Origin of the sequence: Paenibacillus dokdonensis, from assembly GCF_004916975.1 — a bacterium.
Classification (GTDB): Bacteria; Bacillota; Bacilli; order Paenibacillales; family Paenibacillaceae; genus Paenibacillus_AQ; species Paenibacillus_AQ dokdonensis.
In genome coordinates this window covers 3,882,275-3,904,022 of record NZ_STGQ01000001.1, presented here as the reverse complement: position 1 = coordinate 3,904,022, position 21,748 = coordinate 3,882,275, and the positions used below count along the sequence as shown (strand labels likewise).

Sequence of the window (21,748 nt, the reverse complement as noted above, 5' to 3'; positions counted from 1 at the left end):
CAAAAGGAGAGAAAAATCATGAGTATTTTGAATGTTACCGATCTGACGCATATGTATGGTGATCAGATGACGTTTGCACATATGAATTTCCGCTTGCTTCCAGGTGAGCATGCCGGTTTGGTCGGCGTCAATGGCGCGGGTAAATCCACTTTGTTCCGTCTGCTTACCGGCAATTTATTGCCGGATGCGGGCAAAATTGAATGGGCATCACAGGTGCAGATCGGGTTTCTGGAGCAGCATATCGGCCTGCAGCCGGGAATCACAATCAGACAATATCTGGAGCGAGCGTTTCAGTATTTGTATGATATAGAGAAGGAAATGAATAGCATCGCGGAGCGCTTTGCGGATGCGGGCGATCAGCTGGATGCTCTATTACGGAATTACGGGGAGCTTCAGGCAGCTTTGGAGCATCATGAGTTCTATCAGGTTTCATCCAAAATTGAAGATATCGCGTCAGGTCTCGGCATCATGGATATGGGACTCGACAAGGATGTCAGTCTGCTTAGCGGAGGGCAAAAGACGAAGCTTTTGCTGGCAAAGCTGCTGCTCGAAGAACCACAGGTGCTACTGCTCGATGAGCCTACGAACTACCTGGATACCATTCATATCGAATGGCTTACCGGTTATCTCAAACGCTACAGGCAGGCTTACATCGTTGTTTCTCATGATGAGCATTTTCTGAATGAAATTACGACGGTTATTTTTCATTTGGCCCATCAAAACATCAGACGCTATTCCGGCAATTACCAGCATTTCAAGAAAGAGCTGGCGCTTGGCCAGGTCCAGCAGCATACGGCTTTTGAAAAGCAGAGCAAGGAGATCGAAAAGCTGGAAGCTTTTATCGATAAGAATCGGATCCGTAAAGCCAAGCAGGCCAAAAGTCGCGAGAAGATGCTCAGTAGAATTGTCCGAGTCGAGAAGCCGACAGATGGCCCTGCCCCACGATTCACATTTGCTACCCCGGGCGTTACAGCAGGAGCGGCGGTCTTTGAGACAAAGCAATTGAAAGTTGGCTACGACAGTCCTCTGTTCAAGCCTGTGTCGCTGAAGGTGCGCAGGGGCGATAAAATTGCGATTGTTGGTGAAAACGGTGCGGGCAAGTCTACACTTATAAACACTTTGCTTGGCCACATCCAACCGTTGGGTGGAGAATTAATTGCGCAGGAGCAGGTAAAAGCGGCTTATTATCGTCAGGAGGATATCGCATCAGGAGAAACGCCGATCGAGAGGGTATGGACGCTGCGGCCTGACCTGACGCAAAAGGACATCCGCAAGGTGCTTGCCATGTCCGGCCTTACAGCAGAGCATATCCGCAAGCCGATCCGCGCACTCAGCGGTGGTGAGCAAGCTAAGGTGCGGCTGTCGGAGCTGATGCTTACACCTAGTCACTTGCTGGTCCTCGATGAACCGACGAACCATCTGGATATCAGGGCAAAGGAAGCACTGAAAAAAGGACTTGAGGAATTCAAGGGAACAATCCTGCTTGTTTCCCATGAACCGGCCTTTTATAAGGATTGGATATCAGATGTGTGGACAGTGGGGGAATGGAGAGCCAGTCTGCGGTAATTCACTCGTTGGCAGGGATGAGTTTTCAAGCGGCCCTATGGTGAATGCACTTTCAGTGTGATATACTGAAAATCCTTTCTAAGCGGGCTTAGGCTTGATGAGTATAAGCATCGACTTACCAGGGTTGGGACGGGTTGACGGTGTTTTCCACGAGGCAGATAACTGTTCACGAACGCCAAATCAACATTCAACCGTCCCCCCGAAGCCTTCTCGGCTTACGGAAAAACTTTTAGGAGGTAACTGAAATTGGAACAGACTTTTCAAAGTGCCTATCAAGAGGAAGAGCGAAGGCTAAATGCAACAATTGCAGAAATTGACAAGCAGCTTGGGCGGCTGCGCGGCATCGATGTCTATACAGGACATGACTTTACAGAGCAAGTTCTGGAGGCAGGACGTGAGGAGAAAAGGCAGTCGCTGGCCAAAAGCCTGCCGGCACCTTACTTCGGACGGCTGGATTTCCAAGAAAACAAAGATGGTGAGCCGAAACCGCTCTATATCGGAAAAATCGGTGTGGATCACGGGGAAATTGGAGATCAGCCAATGGTCATTGATTGGCGGGCACCGGTTGCCAGCGTCTTTTATTCCTTTACCGGGGGCGATGACCCGGCTGTGTACGAAGCACCGGAGGGAACCATAGAAGGCCTGGTGTATTTAAAACGCAACCTTGTCATCCGGAAACAGATTTTGGAACGGGTATCTGATACATATGACCGCGACAGCGATCAGCCGGCTGTATCGGATGAATTTCTCGTTTACCGGCTGGGTGAGAACAAGGATAACAAGCTGCGTGATATCGTATCCACCATTCAGGCGGAACAGGATCAGATTATTCGAGCAGCGAAAAACACGGCACTGATCATTCAAGGTGTTGCGGGAAGCGGAAAAACAACCGTTGCCCTTCACCGTCTCGCCTTTCTGCTGTACCAGTACAAGGAGCAGGTTACGGCTGAGAAAATGATTATTTTCGCGCCGAACCATATGTTCCTGGATTATATTTCGGATGTGCTGCCAGAGCTTGGTGTAGGGGATATCCAGCAGAGTACGTTCACGGACTGGGCCTTGAAGCTGCTGGGCATAGATCTTGCGATTGCGGATACGTCCGAAACGCTTGATTACTGGTTTGAGTCAGCTGGAGGGATGCCTGAAGTGAATGATGAGGTTCCCGGCCGGTTTAAGGGCTCAATCCGCTTCATGAATATGATTCGCAGCTGCCTGGAATCCATGGAAAATGTTTCGGTGCCCGAAGTGGATTTCATGCCGTGGGAAGGTGCTGTGCTGAAGCGAAGTATGATTCTTCACTGGTTCAATGAGGAATACAAGCCGTATCCGCTAGCTAAACGCAAAGAACGGGTCATGGCGAGAATTCACCGCTGGGTCGAGATGGAGCTGAAGAAATCGCCATCGGCTGCGGCGCTGAAGGAACGGAAGAAAAAGGCAGCCCAGCGCGAGAAATCCTATGCGACCAAATGGCCGAAATACGAGCCGCTTGTGCTGTATAAGCAGATGTTCAAGGCATTGAAGCTGCAGGCAGGCTGGCCTGAGGAACTGCTAACGCTTATTCCGGACAGCGTAATGAAATCAACGCAAAAGGATTTGAAAAAGGATATTATCCGTGAAGAGGACCTGCCAGGGCTTCTGTACATTCATTATTTGCTCAATGACATTACAGGTGATCAGCGCTTTGATCATATTGTCATTGATGAGGCGCAGGATTTCTCTCCGTTCCAGGTTGCGGTTCTTGATTTGTTTGTTCGAGGTCATTCCTTTACCATTCTCGGCGATCTCTCCCAAGGCATCCATGCGTACCGGGGAGTCCACAGTTGGGAAGAAATGAGCTCATTGTTCGCGCCGGAGCAAACAGCTTATTTTGCCCTGACGCGAAGCTATCGATCGACCATGGAAATCATCGAGTCTGCCAACCATATTCTGGAAAAAGGTGTGAACAGCGATCTCCTTGCTGTACCGGTATTCCGGAGCGGAAATCCGGTACGTATGATTCCTTACGGGGGGCATGGGCAGGAGAGGCTGAATGATCTCCGCAAAGGGATGCAGAAGCTGTCCACGGGCGAATACCGCACGGTCGCTATTTTGACACGGACTCTTAAGGATGCGAAGGAGCTGTATGAACAGCTTCTGCCTGAAATTCCGGAGCTGCATTTGATTGATGGCGGAAAAAAAGCGTATGAGGGAGGACTTTCCGTCCTGCCTGTCTACCTCTCGAAAGGTCTTGAATTCGATGCTGTCATCGTAGCGGACGCGGATCCGGTGCATTATGGTACTTCGGCTTGGGATGCCAAGCTGATGTATGTGGGCTGCACGCGTGCACTGCATGAGCTGTGGCTGATGCACGAAGGCCCTCTTCCGGATTATTTGCAAAATATGCATGAAGATATTGCGGTCACAGGCTGGTAATCCGGCTTGCTCCGAAAGAGAACTGTCTCATAAGGACGGTTCTCTTTTTTTTTATTTTTCCAATCGTTGACAAAGTAACAAAAACAGAATATATTGGATTTAATAATGAATGAACAGTTCATTCATCGAAACGGAGGAATAGTCATGTTGAATGTGCAAAAGGGAAATTCGGTCTTGCCATGGTCTATCCGGAACAAATATGTACTCATTACTGGGGCCACCAGTGGCATTGGGCTTGCCGCGGCGCTTAGGCTGGCAAAGGATGGTGCAAGACTCGGCATCATTGCCCGGAACAGGACGAGAGCCGTGGAATGCGCAGAGCGGATTCGGATGGGAAGTGGTGTGCATCACGCCCAGATCGATATTTTTATAGCTGATATGGGCTCTCTCCACTCTGTCCGGCAGGTTGCCGGTGAAATTCTCGAAGCTTGCCCGCATATTGATGTGCTGGTCAATAATGCAGGTGCCTTTTACGATCAGAGACACTGGAGTGAAGATAAATTTGAAATGACATGGGCTGTAAATCATCTGGGACCGTTTCTGCTGACCACACTGCTGTTGGACCGTCTCCAAGAAAATAGAGAGGCCCGGATTATTTTCACCTCTTCGCATGGTCATAAAATGGCGAGAGAGGGGATTGGTTACGATGATCTGGATGGCCGTCGTTTATACAGTCCGTTCAAGAGGCTTCTCGGTGGTGCCAATCTTCGATATGGCGAAACGAAGCTGGCTAATCTGCTGCTCACGGTGGAGCTTGCCAAAAGATTGCAAGATACCGGCGTGACGGCCAATTGCTTCGATCCGGGACTTGTGTCCACAGGTTTTAACATGAATAACGGCGCACTCGCAAGAATGACGATGGCCTGCATGAAGCCCTTCTCCCGTACACCTGAAAAGGGGGCGGAAACACTGGTATGGCTCGCAGAATCTGCCGAACTAACGGGTCAAAGCGGCAATTATTACAAGGATTTGAAGCTGGGGATTTCCTCTCGGGCTGCCCAGGATTCGGAAAGTGCTGCCCACCTTTGGGAGATCAGCGAGAAGCAGATTAGAGCCGCCTTTTCCAAGTGACAGTACTTGCTGCTCCGTGTCCTCAGCCCTACAATGGTGTTAACACATATGTTATGAATGGAGTTGAAGCAGCAGTGTCGCCATTAAACGATCATCAGCTGGAACAAATTCACGAGGAACGCAAACGGCAAATTAAAAAAGCGGCACTCAAAGTATTCGCTCTGCACGGTATTGCCGGAACGAAAATAAGCTCCATTGCAGCTGCAGCGGGTATTAGCCAGGGATTATCTTACCGCTATTTTTCCTCTAAGGAAGAGCTATACACAGAACTGGTGCAGGATGCTCTGGATGAGGCGGAGTCTGCAATGGGGCATATTCACGAGCTCCCGGGTACCCCTGCGGAACAAATCAGAGCATTTACATGCTTGATGCTTGATCCGGACAACAGACTGTCATTTCTGTTGATCCGTCAAGTGCAGATATCGGAAGAAGCGCCTGAAGCAGCGAAGCGTTTGATTGAGCAGCATCCTCCTGAAAAGACTATTGAGCGCCTCATGCCTATTTTCATCAAGGGACAGAAAGAGGGAGAATTTTATGAGGGTGAACCGGCACAACTGTTGCTGTGCTACTTTTCAGTCATTACAGGTTTGATGCTTCAGGAAAGCCCGTATGTAGAGGATTTCTGGATCCGTCAGGCAGATGTCTTGATGAGGATGATCAAAAAACCTTAGGTAAAGAACGTCTATACTTGTTCTTTCGCTTGAAGGTAAGCTCTAAATATGAGTTAATAAAGATGTCGGGCGGCCGACAACTTTCCTAAAGAAAGGAGCTGATGCAATTTTGATCACAAATTACGAGGTGGTTTCCGCGTAAAGCGGAAATCGCAAAGTGCAGGGAGGCCGGTATTGGCCTCCCTAATTACCTTTTAAAAATACACTATACATAATCGAAAGGAGGGAACGATAAAATGTTCAACGCTAAAATCGTAGATTGGAACAATCATCCATCTAAGGAGGACGTTTATCGTGAATTACAGGAATGGGAGGGATGTGCTGCCCCCTAGCTTGCTGAAGGAGCTTCAGAAGTATATAGAGGGTGAGCTCATTTATATTCCCAAGAAAAGCAATGAGCGTGTCGGTTGGGGAGTCAACAGCGGCACCAGACAGATGATCGAACGCAGAAACGAAGAGATCTATAATCTTCATTGCAGCGGTCATTCGGTAGAGCATTTAATGAAAACCTATCATTTATCCGTAGATAGCATCAGGAAAGTAATCTTAAAAAAGCGGTCGGAGCATGAGGCGGAAGCATTGAATCAGAAAGCGGCCGCACAGCGTTAGATTTTCTCAAGGGTCATTCATTTTTATAAGAGCATTTGGTATGATTTCAGTTTTAGCTAAAGAGCAATCGCTGCAAGCCGTTCACAGGGGAACGGCTGTTTTTTTTTGACCGGGAAAAGAAAAAGATTGATATACATATCCATCATGTTCGGTAGTATGAATCCGGATAGCTGAGGTACAATTGAATAAAGGCATGATTCAAGCGGTCATGGAACCAGCAAGAAGTACTTCTACATGATAACCCTGAACCGTGAGAGGTGAGAAGAGATGAATCTGAAAGGCTTTACGGTTAGAGAAATGCTTAAGCTTCCTGTCATGGAACATGCAACACTGATCAGCGGAGAGGATGGTCTGGATCGTATCGTGCAGTATATCGATATTTGGGAGGTGCCCGATATCGGTAATTGGCTGCGGGAAGGCGAGATGGTGCTGACGACCGGCTATTCGACGCGTAACAACCCGTCACTCCTGGCAGAGATGGTCGAACAGCTCGCAAAAGTGAATGGAGCTGGGGTCGCTATCAAACCGGAAAGGTTTATCCCCCATATTCCGCAGGAAATGATTGATAAAAGCAATCTATATCATGTTCCGATCATTCAGCTTCCGATTGGAATGGCATATATCGATATTACGTATCATGTCATGGAACAAATTTTAAACAGACAGGCTGTGCTGCTGAAGCGGTCCGAAGAAGTAAACAGGGCCCTGACAGGCCTTGTATTGAACAATAGAGGCATGCAGGTCGTTGCCGATAAGGTGTCTGAGCTGATCGGTTCACCGATCTGGGTTATCGATCAAGCCGGAGAGGTGCTTGCTTCATCCCCGGAGGGCTATCCATATAGATCATCGAAAGACAGCCGCCAGTGGGAGGTCAATGTCGATAACAAAATGTTGGGGAAGTTCGTGGTGGAGAAGTGGGAGCTGGATGAATTCGATCTGATGCTGATTGAGCAGGCCCGGCTGGTATTTTCGCTGGAATTAATGAGAGATAAGATTGCCATGGATACCGAGAACAGATTAAGGGGGACATTCTTTGAAGAGCTGATTCTTAACCCGGCCGCAGACGAAAGATTAATCGCATCGAGAGGACGCCAGCTTGGACTTGCTCCCGAATGGTCATGGGAAGTCGCTGTCATTGAAACGGATGATCCTATGTACAGTGAAGATGAATCTGCCGTTATGGCAGCAATTCAATCATTCATTCGTAGGGAGTCGGCAATTCGGAAGGTCCGCTCCCATCTTCAGATCTACGGAGGGAAAATCGTATTGTTTTTACCTTCCATTAAATCTGCGAGTGCAGATAACCACTCCCAAGACCCTGATCGGCCGTTACACTGGAGCGACGAGCTTCATCGGCAGCTTAAATTATGGGAATCGGTCCGAATCGGTATCGGCCGGCCTTGTTCGCTGTATGAAGCACACCGGAGCTATAACGAAGCCAGGACAGCGGTATCAATCGGTTTCCGATTGAACAGGGGGCGCCAGTTATTCAAGTACACTGAGGTAGAGATGATTCAATTACTGCTGGAAACGACAGATCTAGCCCGGCTGGGCAGGTTTGTAGAAGAGAAGGTCGGTAAGCTTGCCGAGCATGACAATGCAAGTGGCACCAATTACCTCAGTACGCTCTATCATTATTTGGCAACAGGCGGCAGTCTGAATGAAACCTCGAAGCGGATGTATATCCATCGTAACTCGGTCAATTATCGGATCGACCGCATCAAAACGATTACGGGATATGATCTAAGCAACGCTCAAATTCGATATGAATTGTATCTGTGTTCTGCTTTTTATTTATTGAATCATACATGAGGAGAGATTTATTGTTGTAATTTCTAATGAAGACATATCGTGTTTATATATCGCATCTCGTATGCCCCTTTGTGCTGCCAGCACAAGGGGGCGTTTTTAGTTTTGGTGGATGAGTACATTGTTGGCTAACAGGTAAAAGAATAAAATCTAATGTAATAAAATTTAACATAAGAGAAAAGGGACGAAAGGGTGGTCAGCTGTGATTGGGTTAATTCGCGTATTTACCGCAAAAGATAATGAAGTGCTTCAATCGCATGGGGAAATGATTCAAAAGCATTTTGGTATATCTGTGTTAAGCAGAAGTATTCCTGACCAACCATTGGGTATCTACGACGAAGAGTCGGAGATTGTAGCTATTCCGAAGATTGTCGAGCTGGGCATCGAGCTGGAAAAGGAAGGCCGCCGCTTGCTGATTATTAGCTGTGCAGCTGATCCCGGTATCCAAGAGCTGCGCGGTCGTGTTTCGATCCCTGTAATCGGAGGAGGAAGCTCTGCTTCGCTCGTGGCTCGTGCGCTTGGCGAACCGGTTGGGCTGATGGGTATCACTGAAGGCGTTCCGCCCGTGATGAGAGACGTGCTGGGTGATCTGATTGTCGGCTATAACCGTCCGGAAGGCGTAACGAATACGACGGATTTGTTAACGGACGAAGGACGCAGGATGGCTCTGGAAGGGGCACGTACGCTCGTTAACAAAGGTGCAAAAGCAATTGTATTCGCTTGCACGGGATTTGCGACCATTTCGTTTGCAGATGTGATCCGCAAGGAATTGCAGATTCCGGTCATCGATCCGGTTGAATCGGAAGGTTTGATAGCTGCTAATTTTTATAAACAAATTGACTGATCGTCATGTGGAACGATTATGTTCGAATGGACAGTGAATGTATCGCTATTCTATCGGTCTTCGATCTGAATGTCGTGAAAATTAAAAGAGTGATCAACTTACACAAATTGGAGGCATATGGATGAGCGAAATGAAGAACGATGTGGGACAAGAAGGCAAAAAAGAGAAGCATCCCAGTATATTTGAACCATTTGCCCTGATTCTCAATATCATAACCGGCGTTCTTGGCGCTATTGTCGGTATTCAGATTGTAACGACACTGGGCGTGACGCCAAACACAGCGATCATCGGGGCACTTGTCGCGATGCTGATCGCGAGAATACCGATTGCGGTTTTTAAAAAATATAAATCGGTGCACCGTCAAAATCTGGTCCAAACTTCGATCTCCTCTGCGACGTTTGGGGCAGCCAACAGTTTATTTATTCCCATCGGCATCCCTTTTGTCATGGGAGAGACCAAGCTGATTATCCCCATGCTGATCGGCGCGGCTCTTGCGATGTTTGTAGACTCGGCACTCTTGTATAAGCTGTTTGATTCGAAGCTGTTCCCGGCGTCGGGAACCTGGGCACCGGGCGTAGCGACAGCCGAATCGATTATCGCCGGTGATAAAGGCGGCAAACGCGCCGGGCTGCTTGGCGTCGGAACCGTTGTAGGCCTGATCGGCTCCTATTTCCATATTTCAATGTCCGCTTTCGGTGTGGCATTCATCGGTAACATCTGGGCGCTGGGCATGTTCGGTATTGGGCTTTTGATCCGCCAATATTCGATTCCTTGGTTTAACATCGACGTTGACAAGCTGTATATCGCGCATGGTGTCATGATCGGCGCGGGCATTGTAGCTCTGGTTCAAGCAGCTTTCCTTATTCTGAAACGCCCGAAGAAGGAAGATCGGGAAGCAGAAGCCGGCAAATACACACGAACGGAGGGTGAGGCGAGACGCGCCCTCGGTTATGGATTTGTCGCTTACCTAATCATTGCCTTGATTATCGCGATTATCGGCGGCTTGATTACGAAAATGTCCTTCGGCATGCTGATCGGGTTTCTTGTTTTTGCCGCCTTTGCGGCGTTCGTCCATGAACTTATCGTCGGCATTGCTGCGATGCATTCGGGTTGGTTCCCGGCGTTCGCGGTCGCTTTCATTACCTTGTTATTCGGTATGATGATCGGCTTCCCGACGGTTGCGCTTGCCCTGCTTGCCGGCTTTAGTGCTGCAACAGGTCCGGCGTTTGCAGATATGGGTTACGATCTGAAAACCGGCTATATCCTTCGGGGCAACGGGGAGGATGCAGAGTTTGAACGGCGGGGCCGAAAACAGCAGTATCTGACAGGTATGGTTGCTTTTGCTGTAGCGGTGGTTGTCGTGGCTCTGACATATCACTCGTATTTCTCGCAAAACCTCGTTCCGCCAATTGATACCGTCTATGTATCCACCATTCAAGCGGGAGCCTCACCGGATGTAGCGATGAAGCTGCTGGTGTGGGCGATCCCTGGAGCCATTTTGCAATGGATCGGCGGTGCGAAGCGCCAGGTTGGCGTCATGTTCGCAACCGGTCTGCTCATCCTTACACCCAATGCCTGTTGGGCGGTCCTTGCGGGTCTCCTGATCCGGATCGTCGTGCTGAAAGTGAAAGGCAAGGATGCTGAGACTTCAATGAGTATTTTGGCTGCCGGTTTCATCGCAGGTGATGCCATATACAGCTTCTTTAATTCTATATTTAAAATCAGAAAGTAGGTGCGGATGGATATGACTACGATTAAATTGGACGAGAGAATGATGGAAAGTGCCGTATTCGGTGGCGCCATTTTGGGAGGTGGCGGCGGAGGCTGGATCGAAGAGGGGCTTCAGATTGGACGGTTGGCGCTTGAATTAGGTTCGCCTGAGCTGCATACAATCGACCAGTTCGCTGACAACGATACGTTTGTAACGGTATCGCTTGTCGGGGCTCCCGGAGCAAAGGATAAATTTCTGAAGCCTATTCATTATGCACGATCACTGGAAATGCTGGCCCGTGGACTTCATAAACCGATTTCTGCGATTCATACGAATGAGAATGGGGCCGGGACAACGGTGAACGGATGGCTGCAATCGGTCATGACAGGCATCCCTCTTGTGGATTTTGCCTGCAACGGAAGAGCTCACCCAACAGGAACGATGGGTGCGATGAATTTGACTGAAATCGAGGATTACGTATCGCATCAAACGGCAGTTGGCGGTAAAGACGATCATTACTTGGAGTTCAGCATCACAGGTTCGCTTGGCAAAGCAGCTTCGCTCATCCGCAAGGCATCCATTGAAGCCGGTGGCTTGGTTGCCGTAGCGAGAAACCCGGTTACGGCAGCGTATGCCAGAAATAACGGGGCTCCCGGCGCGATCACGAAGGCGATTGAAGTCGGCGAAGCGCTGCTTGGAGCAAAGGGTGAAGCTGCAATCGCCGCCGTCGCCGCGAAACTCGGAGGACAAGTTGTTGCCGCCGGAGAAGTGACGGATTTTGAGATTGAAACAGTGGGAGGTTTCGATGTCGGAACGGTAAGAATTGACGGCTTCGAGATGACCTTCTGGAATGAATACATGACTCTGGAGAAGGGTGGAGAGCGTTACGCGACTTTCCCGGATCTCATCATGACAATTGATGCCAAAACGGCAAAGCCGATCGTTACGGCCGCTCTTAAAAAAGGACAGCAGCTCGCGATCATCGTCGTCCCAAGGGAGAAATTGCTGCTGAGCAGCACGATGAATAACAAAAAGTTATTGCAGCCTGTAGAAGACATCATTAAGAAACCGGTATTGGATTACATTTTTTGATTTATGTTCGGCTCATCATTTCAGACTAGCATGGAGGTATGGAAAAATGACATTAAAACAAACAATGATTGCGCTGGATGCGCTGGACGATGCGAATGCAACCGGAGAAAAGGTAAAGGAGCTGCTCGGCAGCTATCGGGATGTTACTGTAGAGGTCAAAAAGGTGACCGGCGAGAAGGGCAGCACGGATTTCATTAAAATCATGATCCCCGGAACCGAGGGCAAGGCAAAGGGGGGCAGCGCCGCCACATTTGGCATCGTGGGTCGCCTTGGCGGAATAGGTGCCCGTCCGACCAGAACCGGACTCGTGTCCGACGCCGATGGCGCGGTAGCCGCGGTGGCCTCAGCGCTGAAGCTGGCGGATATGCAGGCGAAAGGAGACCGTTTGAAAGGCGATGTCATCGTGACAACCCATATCTGTCCCGATGCTCCGACTCGTCCGCATGAGCCAGTCGACTTTATGGATTCGCCGGTTGATATTGGTGCCATGAATGCTCATGAGGTTTTGCCCGAGATGGAGGCTGTTCTTTCGATCGATACGACCAAGGGCAATCGCGTGATCAATCACAAGGGCTTTGCAATTTCACCTACCGTGAAAGAAGGCTATATTTTGCGGGTTAGCGAAGATCTCTTGCGTATTATGGAAATGACCACCGGCCTTCTTCCGGTGACCTTCCCGATTACAATGCAGGATATTACGCCTTATGGCAACGACTTGTATCATATCAACTCCATTTTGCAGCCGGCTGTTGCGACATCCGCACCTGTGGTAGGCGTCGCAGTGACTACGCAATCCGTTGTTCCGGGCTGCGGAACGGGAGCTAGTCACGAAGTAGACATTGCTGCAGCGGTTCGGTTTGCTGTGGAAACCGCTAAGGAAGTAACGAATGGAACCTGTGCCTTCTATGATGAAGTGGAATATGAACGGATCGGCAAGCTTTACGGGTCGATGAAAACTCTGCAAACCGCAGGCAATGCCCAAGGGAAATAAATAAATGTGGAAGGGAAGGGGCGTTAGTTCTCTTCCCTTTTGTAAACAGGTCATCGAAGCACTTGGAAAAATTTTGAGAAAGATTCATGTTAAGCATGGAGGGGATGACCAATGACGAAGCTTGGGGTAATGACGATCGGTCAGGCGCCACGTAAAGACGTCACTCCGATTCTGGAAGCACATTTGTCTAAGCGGGTGGAGATGATCCAGGCTGGCGTGCTGGATGGATTGACGAAGGAATATATCGACGCCCATTTACAGCCGGGTGAAGATGACTACAGTTTGACATCCCGGTTAACAACAGGCCAGTCCGTTATTATGGGACGGAATAAAATTCAGCCCATCCTGCAAAATAAAATATTCGAAATGGAAGAGCAAGGAGTAGGGCATATTCTGCTGCTGTGCACGGGCGTATTCCCGGGACTTCATACCAGAACGTCTTACTTGATCGAGCCAGATCATATTATTCCTCCGGTTGTGAAAGCAATGGTCGGCAGCAGAAGGTTGGGCGTCATCGTTCCCCTTGAAGAGCAAAAGGTAAGCCTGAGACCAAAATATGAGCCGCAGGGGCTTCATCCGGAGTTTGCCGTTGCCTCGCCGTATTTGTTCACGAATGGGAATTTCCAAGCCGCCGCATCTGAGCTGAAGGACAAAGCGGATATTTTCCTGCTGGATTGCATGGGTTATACGGAAGAAGCGCGGGCAATCGTCGCCGAAGAGACGGGATCGCCTGTCATCCTCTCCAATGCCATTATGGCAAAAGTCGTATCGGAAATGATATAATTCGGCCCATATAAGATATTTCTCGTATGAAAGGAAGCTAATAAAAAAATGAGCGAAAAAATCATTGAAATAAGCATGAAAACGCTGGCGGATTGCCTTGGACTCAAGGCCGGAGAGACCTTTCTTGTCGTTACCGACGATACCCGAAAGGAACTGGCGGAGTTACTTTACGAAGCGGGAAGACGCATGGGCGCGGAAGCTATGCTGATGGTCATGAAGGAGCGGGGTAAGTCCGGGCAAGAACCGCCTGCAGCTGTCGCCGCAGCTATGGTCAGCTCACAGGCCGTTGTGTGCATCACGAAGCATTCTCTTACCCACACACAGGCGCGCAAGCAGGCTGCAGCAGCCGGAGCCCGCGTTGCGACGATGCCGGGAATCACGGAGGATATGTTCCTGGAGGGCGCGATTGCCGCCGACTACACACAGGTCAAAGCACTGACGGAGGAGGTCACGGAGATGCTGACCCAAAGCCGCAAGGTACGAATCGAAAAAGACGGCCATTCACTGGAATTTTCCATTGAGGGCCGCGATGGAGTACCAAGCACAGGCATGTATCTGGAGCCGGGTCAATCGGGTAATCTACCTTCCGGCGAGGCTTACATTGCACCCGTCGAAGGTTCTGCCACAGGTCAAATCGTCGTTGACGGTTCGATCGCCGGTGTCGGCAAGCTGGCAGGTCCGATTGTCCTGAGCGTTGAGAAGGGGCGTCTCGTTGCTGCCGTAGGCGGTGAAGAAGGGGAAAAGCTGCTGCAAATGCTGGGAGACGGCGATGGCAGAATGCTCGGAGAATTCGGCATAGGCACGAATGAAAAGGCAAGAATTACTGGTGTCGTGCTGGAAGACGAGAAAGTCTCCGGCACGATCCATGTGGCCTTTGGCAGCAATAACACGTTCGGTGGAACGGTTGCGGCGGGTGTTCATATCGACTGCGTTGTCGGCAAGCCGGACGTCTACTTGGACGAGGAGCTTATCATGAAAAATGGTGAGCTGATCGGAAAATAGCATGATCGGTTCTTAACCGATATTTACAGAAACACCGTAGAGCATATTTTGTCTGCGGTGTTTTTTTGTTTGCAAATCGGCCTACTTAAGACTGGCACGACTCATCATATGAATAGGATATCCGGATCGTTTGCTTATGGGGAGAATGCAGCTATACACTAAAGGGAGCAGTTAGAATAGAGAAGTTTTCATAAAGGAGACCATGATATGCGGCATCAAGTTACAGAACAATGGGATGAAGAAATGTGGCTTCAGGCAGAGCCTGTCTATGAAGAAGCCTTTCCGGAGCATGGGCGAAAAAACAAGGGCATTATCGTAAAAATGTTTGAAAGAGGCCTGTGCGAGCTGCATGTGTGGTATATCCAAGCCGCTCCGGTCGCTATGGCGCTGACGGGAACGGATTCGAAGGAGAGTTTGCTTGTCATCGATTATATTGCAGTAAGCAGGCATGAACGCGGAAAAGGCTTGGGGCTGGCTTGTCTCGAAGATTTGAAAAGATGGGCGAAATCCAGAAACTGCAGAGGCATCGTGATTGAGGCGGAAGCAGACCCCAGCGAAGAAAATGCCAAGAGAATCGCTTTCTGGAAAAAAGCGGGGTACACGGCAACGGATTATGTCCACACGTATATTTGGGTGCCTGAGACATACAAAGCAATGTATGTAAGCCTGGATGTGGACAGCCCCATAGAATCTGATGATAATGGGAAAAACGTATTCGAATCCATTCTCCGTTACCACGAAAAAGCGTATCGGAACAAGAAACAAAGCGGAGATCATTAGTTATCAGCCCCTTCGGCAGTTCATGGCTATTGAGCCCGGAATACCGAGGGGGGTTATTTGCCTACTTTGGCACTAATGAATTCCATGGATTGGAATGTTATAATATGCACATGTGTTTGAAAGCGTTTTAATTCATTTGCGGCCCTCTCAGGGAATGCAAGCTCAGAACATAGACGACATCCGAAAGAGAATCCATGCGTAAGGAGAGGGAGCCGATGCGGAATCGCAAATGGTTTTACCGCCAGATTTTTTCGTACATGCCTGCTTTTTTTATTGTTATATCCTTTATTTTCTTCATGTTTTTTCAGCTGCTTAGTGATCAGAGCCGCAAGGAAGCCGTTAAGGCCAATGAAACCCTCCTTCTGCAAGCGATGAGCTCCATCGACTCCTCCCTCAAAACCATCGAGCAGATGCTGATGACCGAAATGCTGAAGAACACGGACATATCCGCATTTTATAAAAATGGCACACAAAATGATTATTATTTGAATATCAAGCTCGTTGAGTTTATTAATAATTTCAAAAACGCTTACCCTCTGGTCGACTCCATTTATCTCGTTCGGACCAAGGATAACTTCATCCTGAGCAGCGCTACAAGCTCCGGATTGCAGGATTATCCGGATTACCCTTTCATCAAACCGTACATCAACCAGGAAAAGAAGGATGCCGGCTGGACAGGGGTCAGAAAATTCGAAGAATTCAGCATCAAGGGACCGAACCGGGTTGTTACTTTAGCATTGAAAGCCCCCTTCCTCAAAACCGGCCAAGGTTTCCTCGTCGTCAACGTATCCGCCGATGCAATCAATAATTCTATTGAAAGCATGTACAGCCAGGATGTCAGCTATATCCATATTCTTGACCAAGGCGGCAGCGATGTTCTTCCGGTCTCCGAAGCAGAGAAGAAGCAAAATGTCGTTTCACAGGCCATTTCTCCCGTGACCGGCTGGGAGTACCAGAGCGGGCTGATTAACGGAAAGTGGGTTAACGTGGCGAATCAGCTTTTCAACATCTGGTTTATGCTGGGAATCTTGATGATTTTAGCTGGAGTGGCGTGGATCGTGTATGCTGCCAAAAAAAACTATAAGCCAATTGAGCAGATTGTGTCCCAGGTGCAGAAATTTTCTCAAAATAAAGCTACAACCCTGCTGCATGGGAACGGGCAGGACGAATTTACCTTTCTCCAGTCGGCCATTAACCAGATGCTGGAGCAATCCAACAGCTACCAACGGCAGCACCGCGAAGATCTTCATGTGAAAAAGGCTTATTTGTTCCAGCAGTTGATGGAGGGACAGCATTTCTCAAGACCTGAAGAATGGGAGGTCATGCGGGATGCGATGCAGCTGAATGATTTTGCTGAACGACAAGTTGCATGCGTCATCGAAATCGATAAATATACGCAGTTCTGTGGCCAGTTTACCCAGCAGGACCAGTATTTGATGAAATTTGCGCTGAAAAGCGTCATCCAGGAAACAGCCCAGGAGCATGGGGGTTTTGTGTGGACCGAGTGGATCGCGAATGACGCATTGGGAGTGCTTTTGCAAATCGAAGAGCTGCAGGACCCACAGAAGCAGGTTACAGAGATTTTGGATCATGCCAGGAAGTGGGTGGAGGAGCATTTGAAGCTCACGGTGACGGTTGGTGCGGGCGGGGCCGCCTATAACCTGGAAGAAATTCCGGACTCTTATGCTCAAGCGCAGCAGGCTTTGAAATATAAAATGATTCTGGGTAATAACCGGATCATTTTCTATAATCTGCTCGCTAAGGAGGAGCACGGCGCCATGTTCGATTATTTTCAGCTGGTGCATTCGATCGCTCAGTCATTCAGGCTTGGAAAAGAGGAGTGGCGGGAGAAACACAAGACGCTGATCCGCAGCATTGAACAAAATATATTGAGCAGCGATCATATCATAAGCCTGGCGGATTATTTGATTTACTCCATCGGACGCGAAATGGATAAAATGACAAAGGAATACCAGGAGCTGTGGGAACATAAAGGGCGGCCTTCCCTACTGGAGGCAATTCAGTTATCGGATACGCTGGAGCAGGTAGAGGTGAACTTCGAGCAGACTCTGGAGCAATTTTACGGGGAGCTTCAGAAGGCTCAGGTGACACGGAATCATTCCGAAACGATCCGAAGTGTACGTGAATATATGGACCGGGAATTTGCCAATCCCGATCTGTCCCTGGACTTTTTAAGCGATCTGTTCAACCTTTCTTCCAAAATGCTCAGCAAATTATTCAAGGAGGAAACCGGACAGAAGTTTGTGGATTATTTGATCGAGCTCAGAATCGGCCATGCCCAGACCCTTCTTACGGAAACGGATCAGACAATCCAGGAAATTGCCGAAGAAGTAGGATATGTGAATGCGATATCGTTTGGACGGATGTTTAAAAAGATCGTGTGCCTGTCTCCAGGCGAATACCGTGACCACATGATCCGGAGAAATAAAGATATGACCGCGCTTTAATAGCCGGAAGGCAAGCTTCCGTCCGATTTTCTTTGTCCCGCTGGATGCTGTCCTTGCGGGATTTTTGTTGTTTACGCAGGATTGGAAAGGAATGAAAAAAGGTTTGCCGGAGAAAAAAGTTTACCAGAGCGGAACAGTCGCTTTTAGCGGTATCTATGACTCTCTTAGGGAAATAAGTTGGCTCCGAGAAACATGTATATTGAACGGAATCAGTCCATGCCTATAACATGAGAGCAACAAAACGTGAAGGAGAGTCGGCAGGTATGGAAGTGACAAGCAGCAAAGCGGTTCCGCCGAATCCGTCTGAACGGGTTGCCCCGCGGAAGAGGGCAGGGACAAGCGCAGGCCGGAAAATCATGAAGCATTGGCAGTTTTATTTGCTGGTCTTTCTCCCTCTGCTTTACATCATTATTTTTAAGTACATTCCCATGTTCGGCGTGATCATTGCTTTTAAGGAGTACAACGTCGTACAGGGGATACTCGGAAGCCCATGGGCCGGACTGAAATATTTCAAGCAACTGTTTGAGGTTCCATTCTTCTGGCAGTATTTTAAAAACACGCTGGAAATATCGCTTTACGGCATGGCCATCGGATTTCCCGCACCTATTATTTTGGCTCTCGCCCTTAATGAAATCAGGAATGGCGTATTCAAGAAATCGGTACAAATGGTTACCTACGCTCCCTATTTCATATCAACGGTGGTTATCGTGTCCATTTTGATCGTTAATTTATCCCCTAATGTGGGACTGCTGAGCAATGCCTTCAGGGCGCTCGGATGGGAACCGATCGATTTTATGGGCAAGGCCGGATTTTTCAAAACGATTTATGTCTTCTCCGATGTATGGCAGTTTACAGGCTACGGGGCCATCATTTATATTGCTGCTTTATCCGGCGTGAATCCGGATTTATATGAGGCTGCCAAGGTGGACGGGGCTTCACGGTTTCAAAAAATTATCAATATCGATATTCCAAGCCTGATTCCGGTCATCGTCATTTTGCTTATCCTGAACCTGGGACAGATGATGAGCCTTGGCTTCGAAAAGATTTATTTGATGCAAAATCCTTTAAATCAGAATACATCCGAGGTCATTTCCACCTATGTGTACAAGGTCGGTCTGTTGGGAGCCAATTTCAGCTTCTCGGCCGCGATCGGATTGTTTAATTCGGTCATCAATTTTGTTCTGCTGATCCTGGTGAATTTCATTTCCAAAAAAATATCATCCAACAGTTTATGGTAAGGAGGGCTGCATGTTGAATAAAACATCGATACGGGATTCAGTAACAGACAAGTTCTTTCTTGGCATCGTCTATATTTTTCTATCTCTTGTTCTCCTTCTGATTTTGTTCCCGCTGCTGCATATTTTAAGCGCTTCATTCAGCTCGCCATCGGCTGTGACTTCAGGAAAAGTATGGCTCTGGCCGGTTGATTTCAGTTTGATTGGATACAAGGCCGTTTTCCAAAATTCCGATATTCTCGTTGGCTTCGGCAACTCGTTTTTTTATACCATCGTGGGTACGCTGGTCAATGTTTCCTTTACCGCCATGCTTGCCTATCCGCTCGCCCGCAAAACCTTTTACGGACGCGGTCTCATTATGATACTGCTCGTCTTCACGATGTTCTTCGACGGGGGGCTGATCCCCAACTATTTGCTGGTCAAATCCCTTGGCATGGTGAATACGAGATGGGCGATGATCATTCCTGGGGCGCTTGCCGTATTTCAGGTCATTATCGCACGGACCTTCTTCCAATCAATTCCGGAAGAGCTGGCCGAAGCCGCTGACATGGATGGCTGCAGCGATATGAGGTTTTTTCTGCGGATTGTGCTGCCGCTCTCCAAGCCGATTTTGGCCGTATTGTTTCTCATGTATGCCGTCGGGCATTGGAACGCTTACTTTAATGCACTGATTTATTTGAAGGACAGCAGCATGTTCCCGCTGCAAATTTTCCTGCGGAACATTCTGATCCTGAATTCGGAAAACTCAGATATGCTGACCAATGTGAACAGCCTGCTTGTCCAGCAGGGACTCAAAGATTTGCTTAAATATTCACTAATCGTTGTATCCACCGCTCCGGTCCTGATCATTTATCCATTTGTCCAAAAGCACTTTGTCAAAGGGGTCATGATCGGATCGTTAAAGGGCTGATTTTCTTTGATTAATTTAAGGAGGTGTGTGCCGGACATTTTGGAGCGAAGGGGCCTTTTCTTGAGGAGGCAGTATTTGAGATCATTACTCATAAGGGGGAGTTCTTTTGAAAAAACGGGTATTTATCGGAATCAGTATCATGATGATTTTATCTCTTCTACTATCTGCATGCGGCAGTTCCCAAAAGAAACAGGAAGATGCCGTGACTTCTTCATCCGATCCGAACAAACCGACAACGCTGACCGTATTTGCTCCGCAAAACGTGGGCATTGAGAACCTGGACGTGAACAAGCTTTCCAAATACATCGAAGAGAAGCTGAACATCAAATTCAATTGGAATACGGTGCCGGATGCAGCCTTCAGCGATAAAAAGCTGCTGCTTCTGGCAAGCGGAGACTATCCCGCCGTCATTATGAATGCCGGAATATCCAAAGCGGATCAAATTAAGTACGGTCAGCAGGGTGCTTTTCTTCCGTTAAACGATTTGATCGATCAGTATGCCCCGAATATCAAAAAAGCAATGGAGAGTGTGTCCTACCTGAAGCAGGGGATGGTGGCACCGGACGGAAATATATATGCGCTGCCCAAGCTGAATGAATGTCTGCACTGCACGTATGGGCAAAGAATGTGGATTAATACGGAATGGCTGAAAAAGCTCGGGCTGACCATGCCGACGACTACGGATGAATTTTATAATGTCCTGAAAGCTTTCAAAGAAAAGGATCCGAACGGCAACGGCAAAGCGGATGAAGTTCCTTTTACAACTTCAACCTCGGATAACGTCTGGGGCGGCGGCGTCGATACATTCCTGATGAACGCCTTTATTTATGACAACAGTTCGGATTATTTAAGTGTGAAGGACGGCAAGGTTGTCTTTTCACCGGCCCAGCCGGAATGGAAAGAAGGGCTTAAATATTTGCGGAAGCTGTTTGCGGAGGGTCTGATGGACAAAGGCGTCTTCACCCAAAATAATGATGCGGTGAAGCAGATGGCCAATAAGCCGGACGCGGATGTAGGGGCTGTAGGTTATGCCCTGATCAGCAGCGTTTTCGATGTTAATGATGCCCATCCGAGACATAAGGATTATGACGTGGTTCCACCGCTCAAAGGACCGGATGGAGTGCAGTTGGCCGGATACAGCGTAGGAGCGGGTGACGGTCAGTTCGTCATCACGAATAAGGCAACCAAAGAACAGCAGATTGCAGCGGTCAAGCTGGCAGATTTCCTCTGGTCCGAAGAAGGGACTGTTATGCAATCCTGGGGCTTTGAAGGGGAAGGCTGGAAAAAGGCAGACAGCAGTCAAAAGGACTACAATGGTGAACCAGCGAAATACGAAGTGATCGCCAAAGCGGCTTCAGATAATGGGGAGACCAAGCCGGATGACTACTGGTGGCAGCTTGGAACGATGCAGATGCTCAACTCTGTACGTGAGTCTTTTGTAGCGCCTGCTGATCCGCTCGGGAACGGGGCTTTTGAATACCGCTTATGGCTAGCAGCCAAAAAATATGAGCCATTTGCAAAGCCTGAAGTGGTGTATCCGTCCGATACCTTCGTAGATCCTACGGATGCGTTAACGATAGCCCAAATGCAGAAGACGCTATCGGACTATGTTAAATCGAATCTGGCCCAATTCGTGACGGGCAATAAAGATCTCGATAAGGATTGGGATAGTTATTTGGCCGGGTTTAAGGGGCTGCAGCTGGAACAATATTTGGCGATTTACCAAAAGTCGCTAAAGAAATAGGGGATGAAGTCTAGGATACCTGCGGTATGCGGCAGGTATCCTGTTTTTCT

Annotated in this window: 17 protein-coding genes; all 17 read left to right on the top strand. The window is 48.6% G+C overall.

Annotated features, from left to right (window positions below):
- Positions 1-18 precede the first annotated feature (18 nt).
- The 17 genes from E6W40_RS18010 to E6W40_RS17930 all read left to right on the top strand — a co-directional run bounded on the left by E6W40_RS18010 (position 19) and on the right by E6W40_RS17930 (position 21,698).
- Entirely contained in the window at positions 19-1,566 is a 1,548-nt protein-coding gene (locus E6W40_RS18010) for an ABC-F family ATP-binding cassette domain-containing protein (RefSeq protein WP_136606722.1), read from the top strand.
- A 246-nt stretch (positions 1,567-1,812) separates the two neighbouring features.
- Positions 1,813-3,978 carry a HelD family protein gene (locus E6W40_RS18005; protein WP_136606721.1) on the top strand — a complete coding sequence of 722 codons (2,166 nt, stop codon included), beginning with the start codon at positions 1,813-1,815 and terminating at the stop codon, positions 3,976-3,978.
- 144 nt (positions 3,979-4,122) lie between these two features.
- Positions 4,123-5,049: an SDR family NAD(P)-dependent oxidoreductase gene (locus E6W40_RS18000; RefSeq protein WP_136606720.1), complete on the top strand. Its 927-nt coding sequence runs from the start codon at positions 4,123-4,125 to the stop codon at positions 5,047-5,049.
- Between the two features lie 74 nt (positions 5,050-5,123).
- Positions 5,124-5,720, top strand: a complete 597-nt coding sequence (locus E6W40_RS17995; RefSeq protein ID WP_246073034.1) for a TetR/AcrR family transcriptional regulator — start codon at positions 5,124-5,126, stop codon at positions 5,718-5,720.
- 294 nt (positions 5,721-6,014) lie between these two features.
- Positions 6,015-6,329, top strand: coding sequence for a CD3324 family protein (locus tag E6W40_RS17990; RefSeq protein ID WP_136606718.1), 315 nt, complete (start codon positions 6,015-6,017; stop codon positions 6,327-6,329).
- Positions 6,330-6,596: 267 nt separating this feature from the next.
- Complete coding sequence (locus E6W40_RS17985) at positions 6,597-8,141, top strand: PucR family transcriptional regulator (RefSeq protein WP_136606717.1); 1,545 nt, start codon at positions 6,597-6,599, stop codon at positions 8,139-8,141.
- 199 nt (positions 8,142-8,340) lie between these two features.
- On the top strand, positions 8,341-8,982 hold the full coding sequence (locus tag E6W40_RS17980; RefSeq protein ID WP_136606716.1) for an aspartate/glutamate racemase family protein: 642 nt from the start codon (positions 8,341-8,343) through the stop codon (positions 8,980-8,982).
- A gap of 121 nt (positions 8,983-9,103) precedes the next feature.
- Positions 9,104-10,714, top strand: a complete 1,611-nt coding sequence (locus E6W40_RS17975) for an OPT/YSL family transporter (protein WP_136606715.1) — start codon at positions 9,104-9,106, stop codon at positions 10,712-10,714.
- 12 nt (positions 10,715-10,726) lie between these two features.
- Positions 10,727-11,785 carry an S-methyl thiohydantoin desulfurase family protein gene (locus E6W40_RS17970; RefSeq protein ID WP_136606714.1) on the top strand — a complete coding sequence of 353 codons (1,059 nt, stop codon included), beginning with the start codon at positions 10,727-10,729 and terminating at the stop codon, positions 11,783-11,785.
- Between the two features lie 46 nt (positions 11,786-11,831).
- Positions 11,832-12,776, top strand: a complete 945-nt coding sequence (locus E6W40_RS17965; protein WP_136606713.1) for a DUF1177 domain-containing protein — start codon at positions 11,832-11,834, stop codon at positions 12,774-12,776.
- A 111-nt stretch (positions 12,777-12,887) separates the two neighbouring features.
- On the top strand, positions 12,888-13,559 hold the full coding sequence (locus E6W40_RS17960; protein WP_136606712.1) for an AroM family protein: 672 nt from the start codon (positions 12,888-12,890) through the stop codon (positions 13,557-13,559).
- A gap of 48 nt (positions 13,560-13,607) precedes the next feature.
- On the top strand, positions 13,608-14,561 hold the full coding sequence (locus E6W40_RS17955) for an aminopeptidase (RefSeq protein ID WP_136606711.1): 954 nt from the start codon (positions 13,608-13,610) through the stop codon (positions 14,559-14,561).
- 207 nt (positions 14,562-14,768) lie between these two features.
- The gene (locus E6W40_RS17950) at positions 14,769-15,341 is read left to right on the top strand and encodes a GNAT family N-acetyltransferase (RefSeq protein WP_136606710.1); all 573 of its coding nucleotides are present in this window, start codon (positions 14,769-14,771) and stop codon (positions 15,339-15,341) included.
- A gap of 215 nt (positions 15,342-15,556) precedes the next feature.
- Complete coding sequence (locus E6W40_RS17945) at positions 15,557-17,809, top strand: helix-turn-helix domain-containing protein (RefSeq protein ID WP_136606709.1); 2,253 nt, start codon at positions 15,557-15,559, stop codon at positions 17,807-17,809.
- A 263-nt stretch (positions 17,810-18,072) separates the two neighbouring features.
- Positions 18,073-19,047, top strand: a complete 975-nt coding sequence (locus E6W40_RS17940; protein WP_136607063.1) for an ABC transporter permease — start codon at positions 18,073-18,075, stop codon at positions 19,045-19,047.
- 10 nt (positions 19,048-19,057) lie between these two features.
- Entirely contained in the window at positions 19,058-19,954 is an 897-nt protein-coding gene (locus tag E6W40_RS17935) for a carbohydrate ABC transporter permease (RefSeq protein ID WP_425464928.1), read from the top strand.
- 139 nt (positions 19,955-20,093) lie between these two features.
- The gene (locus E6W40_RS17930) at positions 20,094-21,698 is read left to right on the top strand and encodes an ABC transporter substrate-binding protein (RefSeq protein ID WP_425464947.1); all 1,605 of its coding nucleotides are present in this window, start codon (positions 20,094-20,096) and stop codon (positions 21,696-21,698) included.
- Positions 21,699-21,748: the final 50 nt, after the last annotated feature.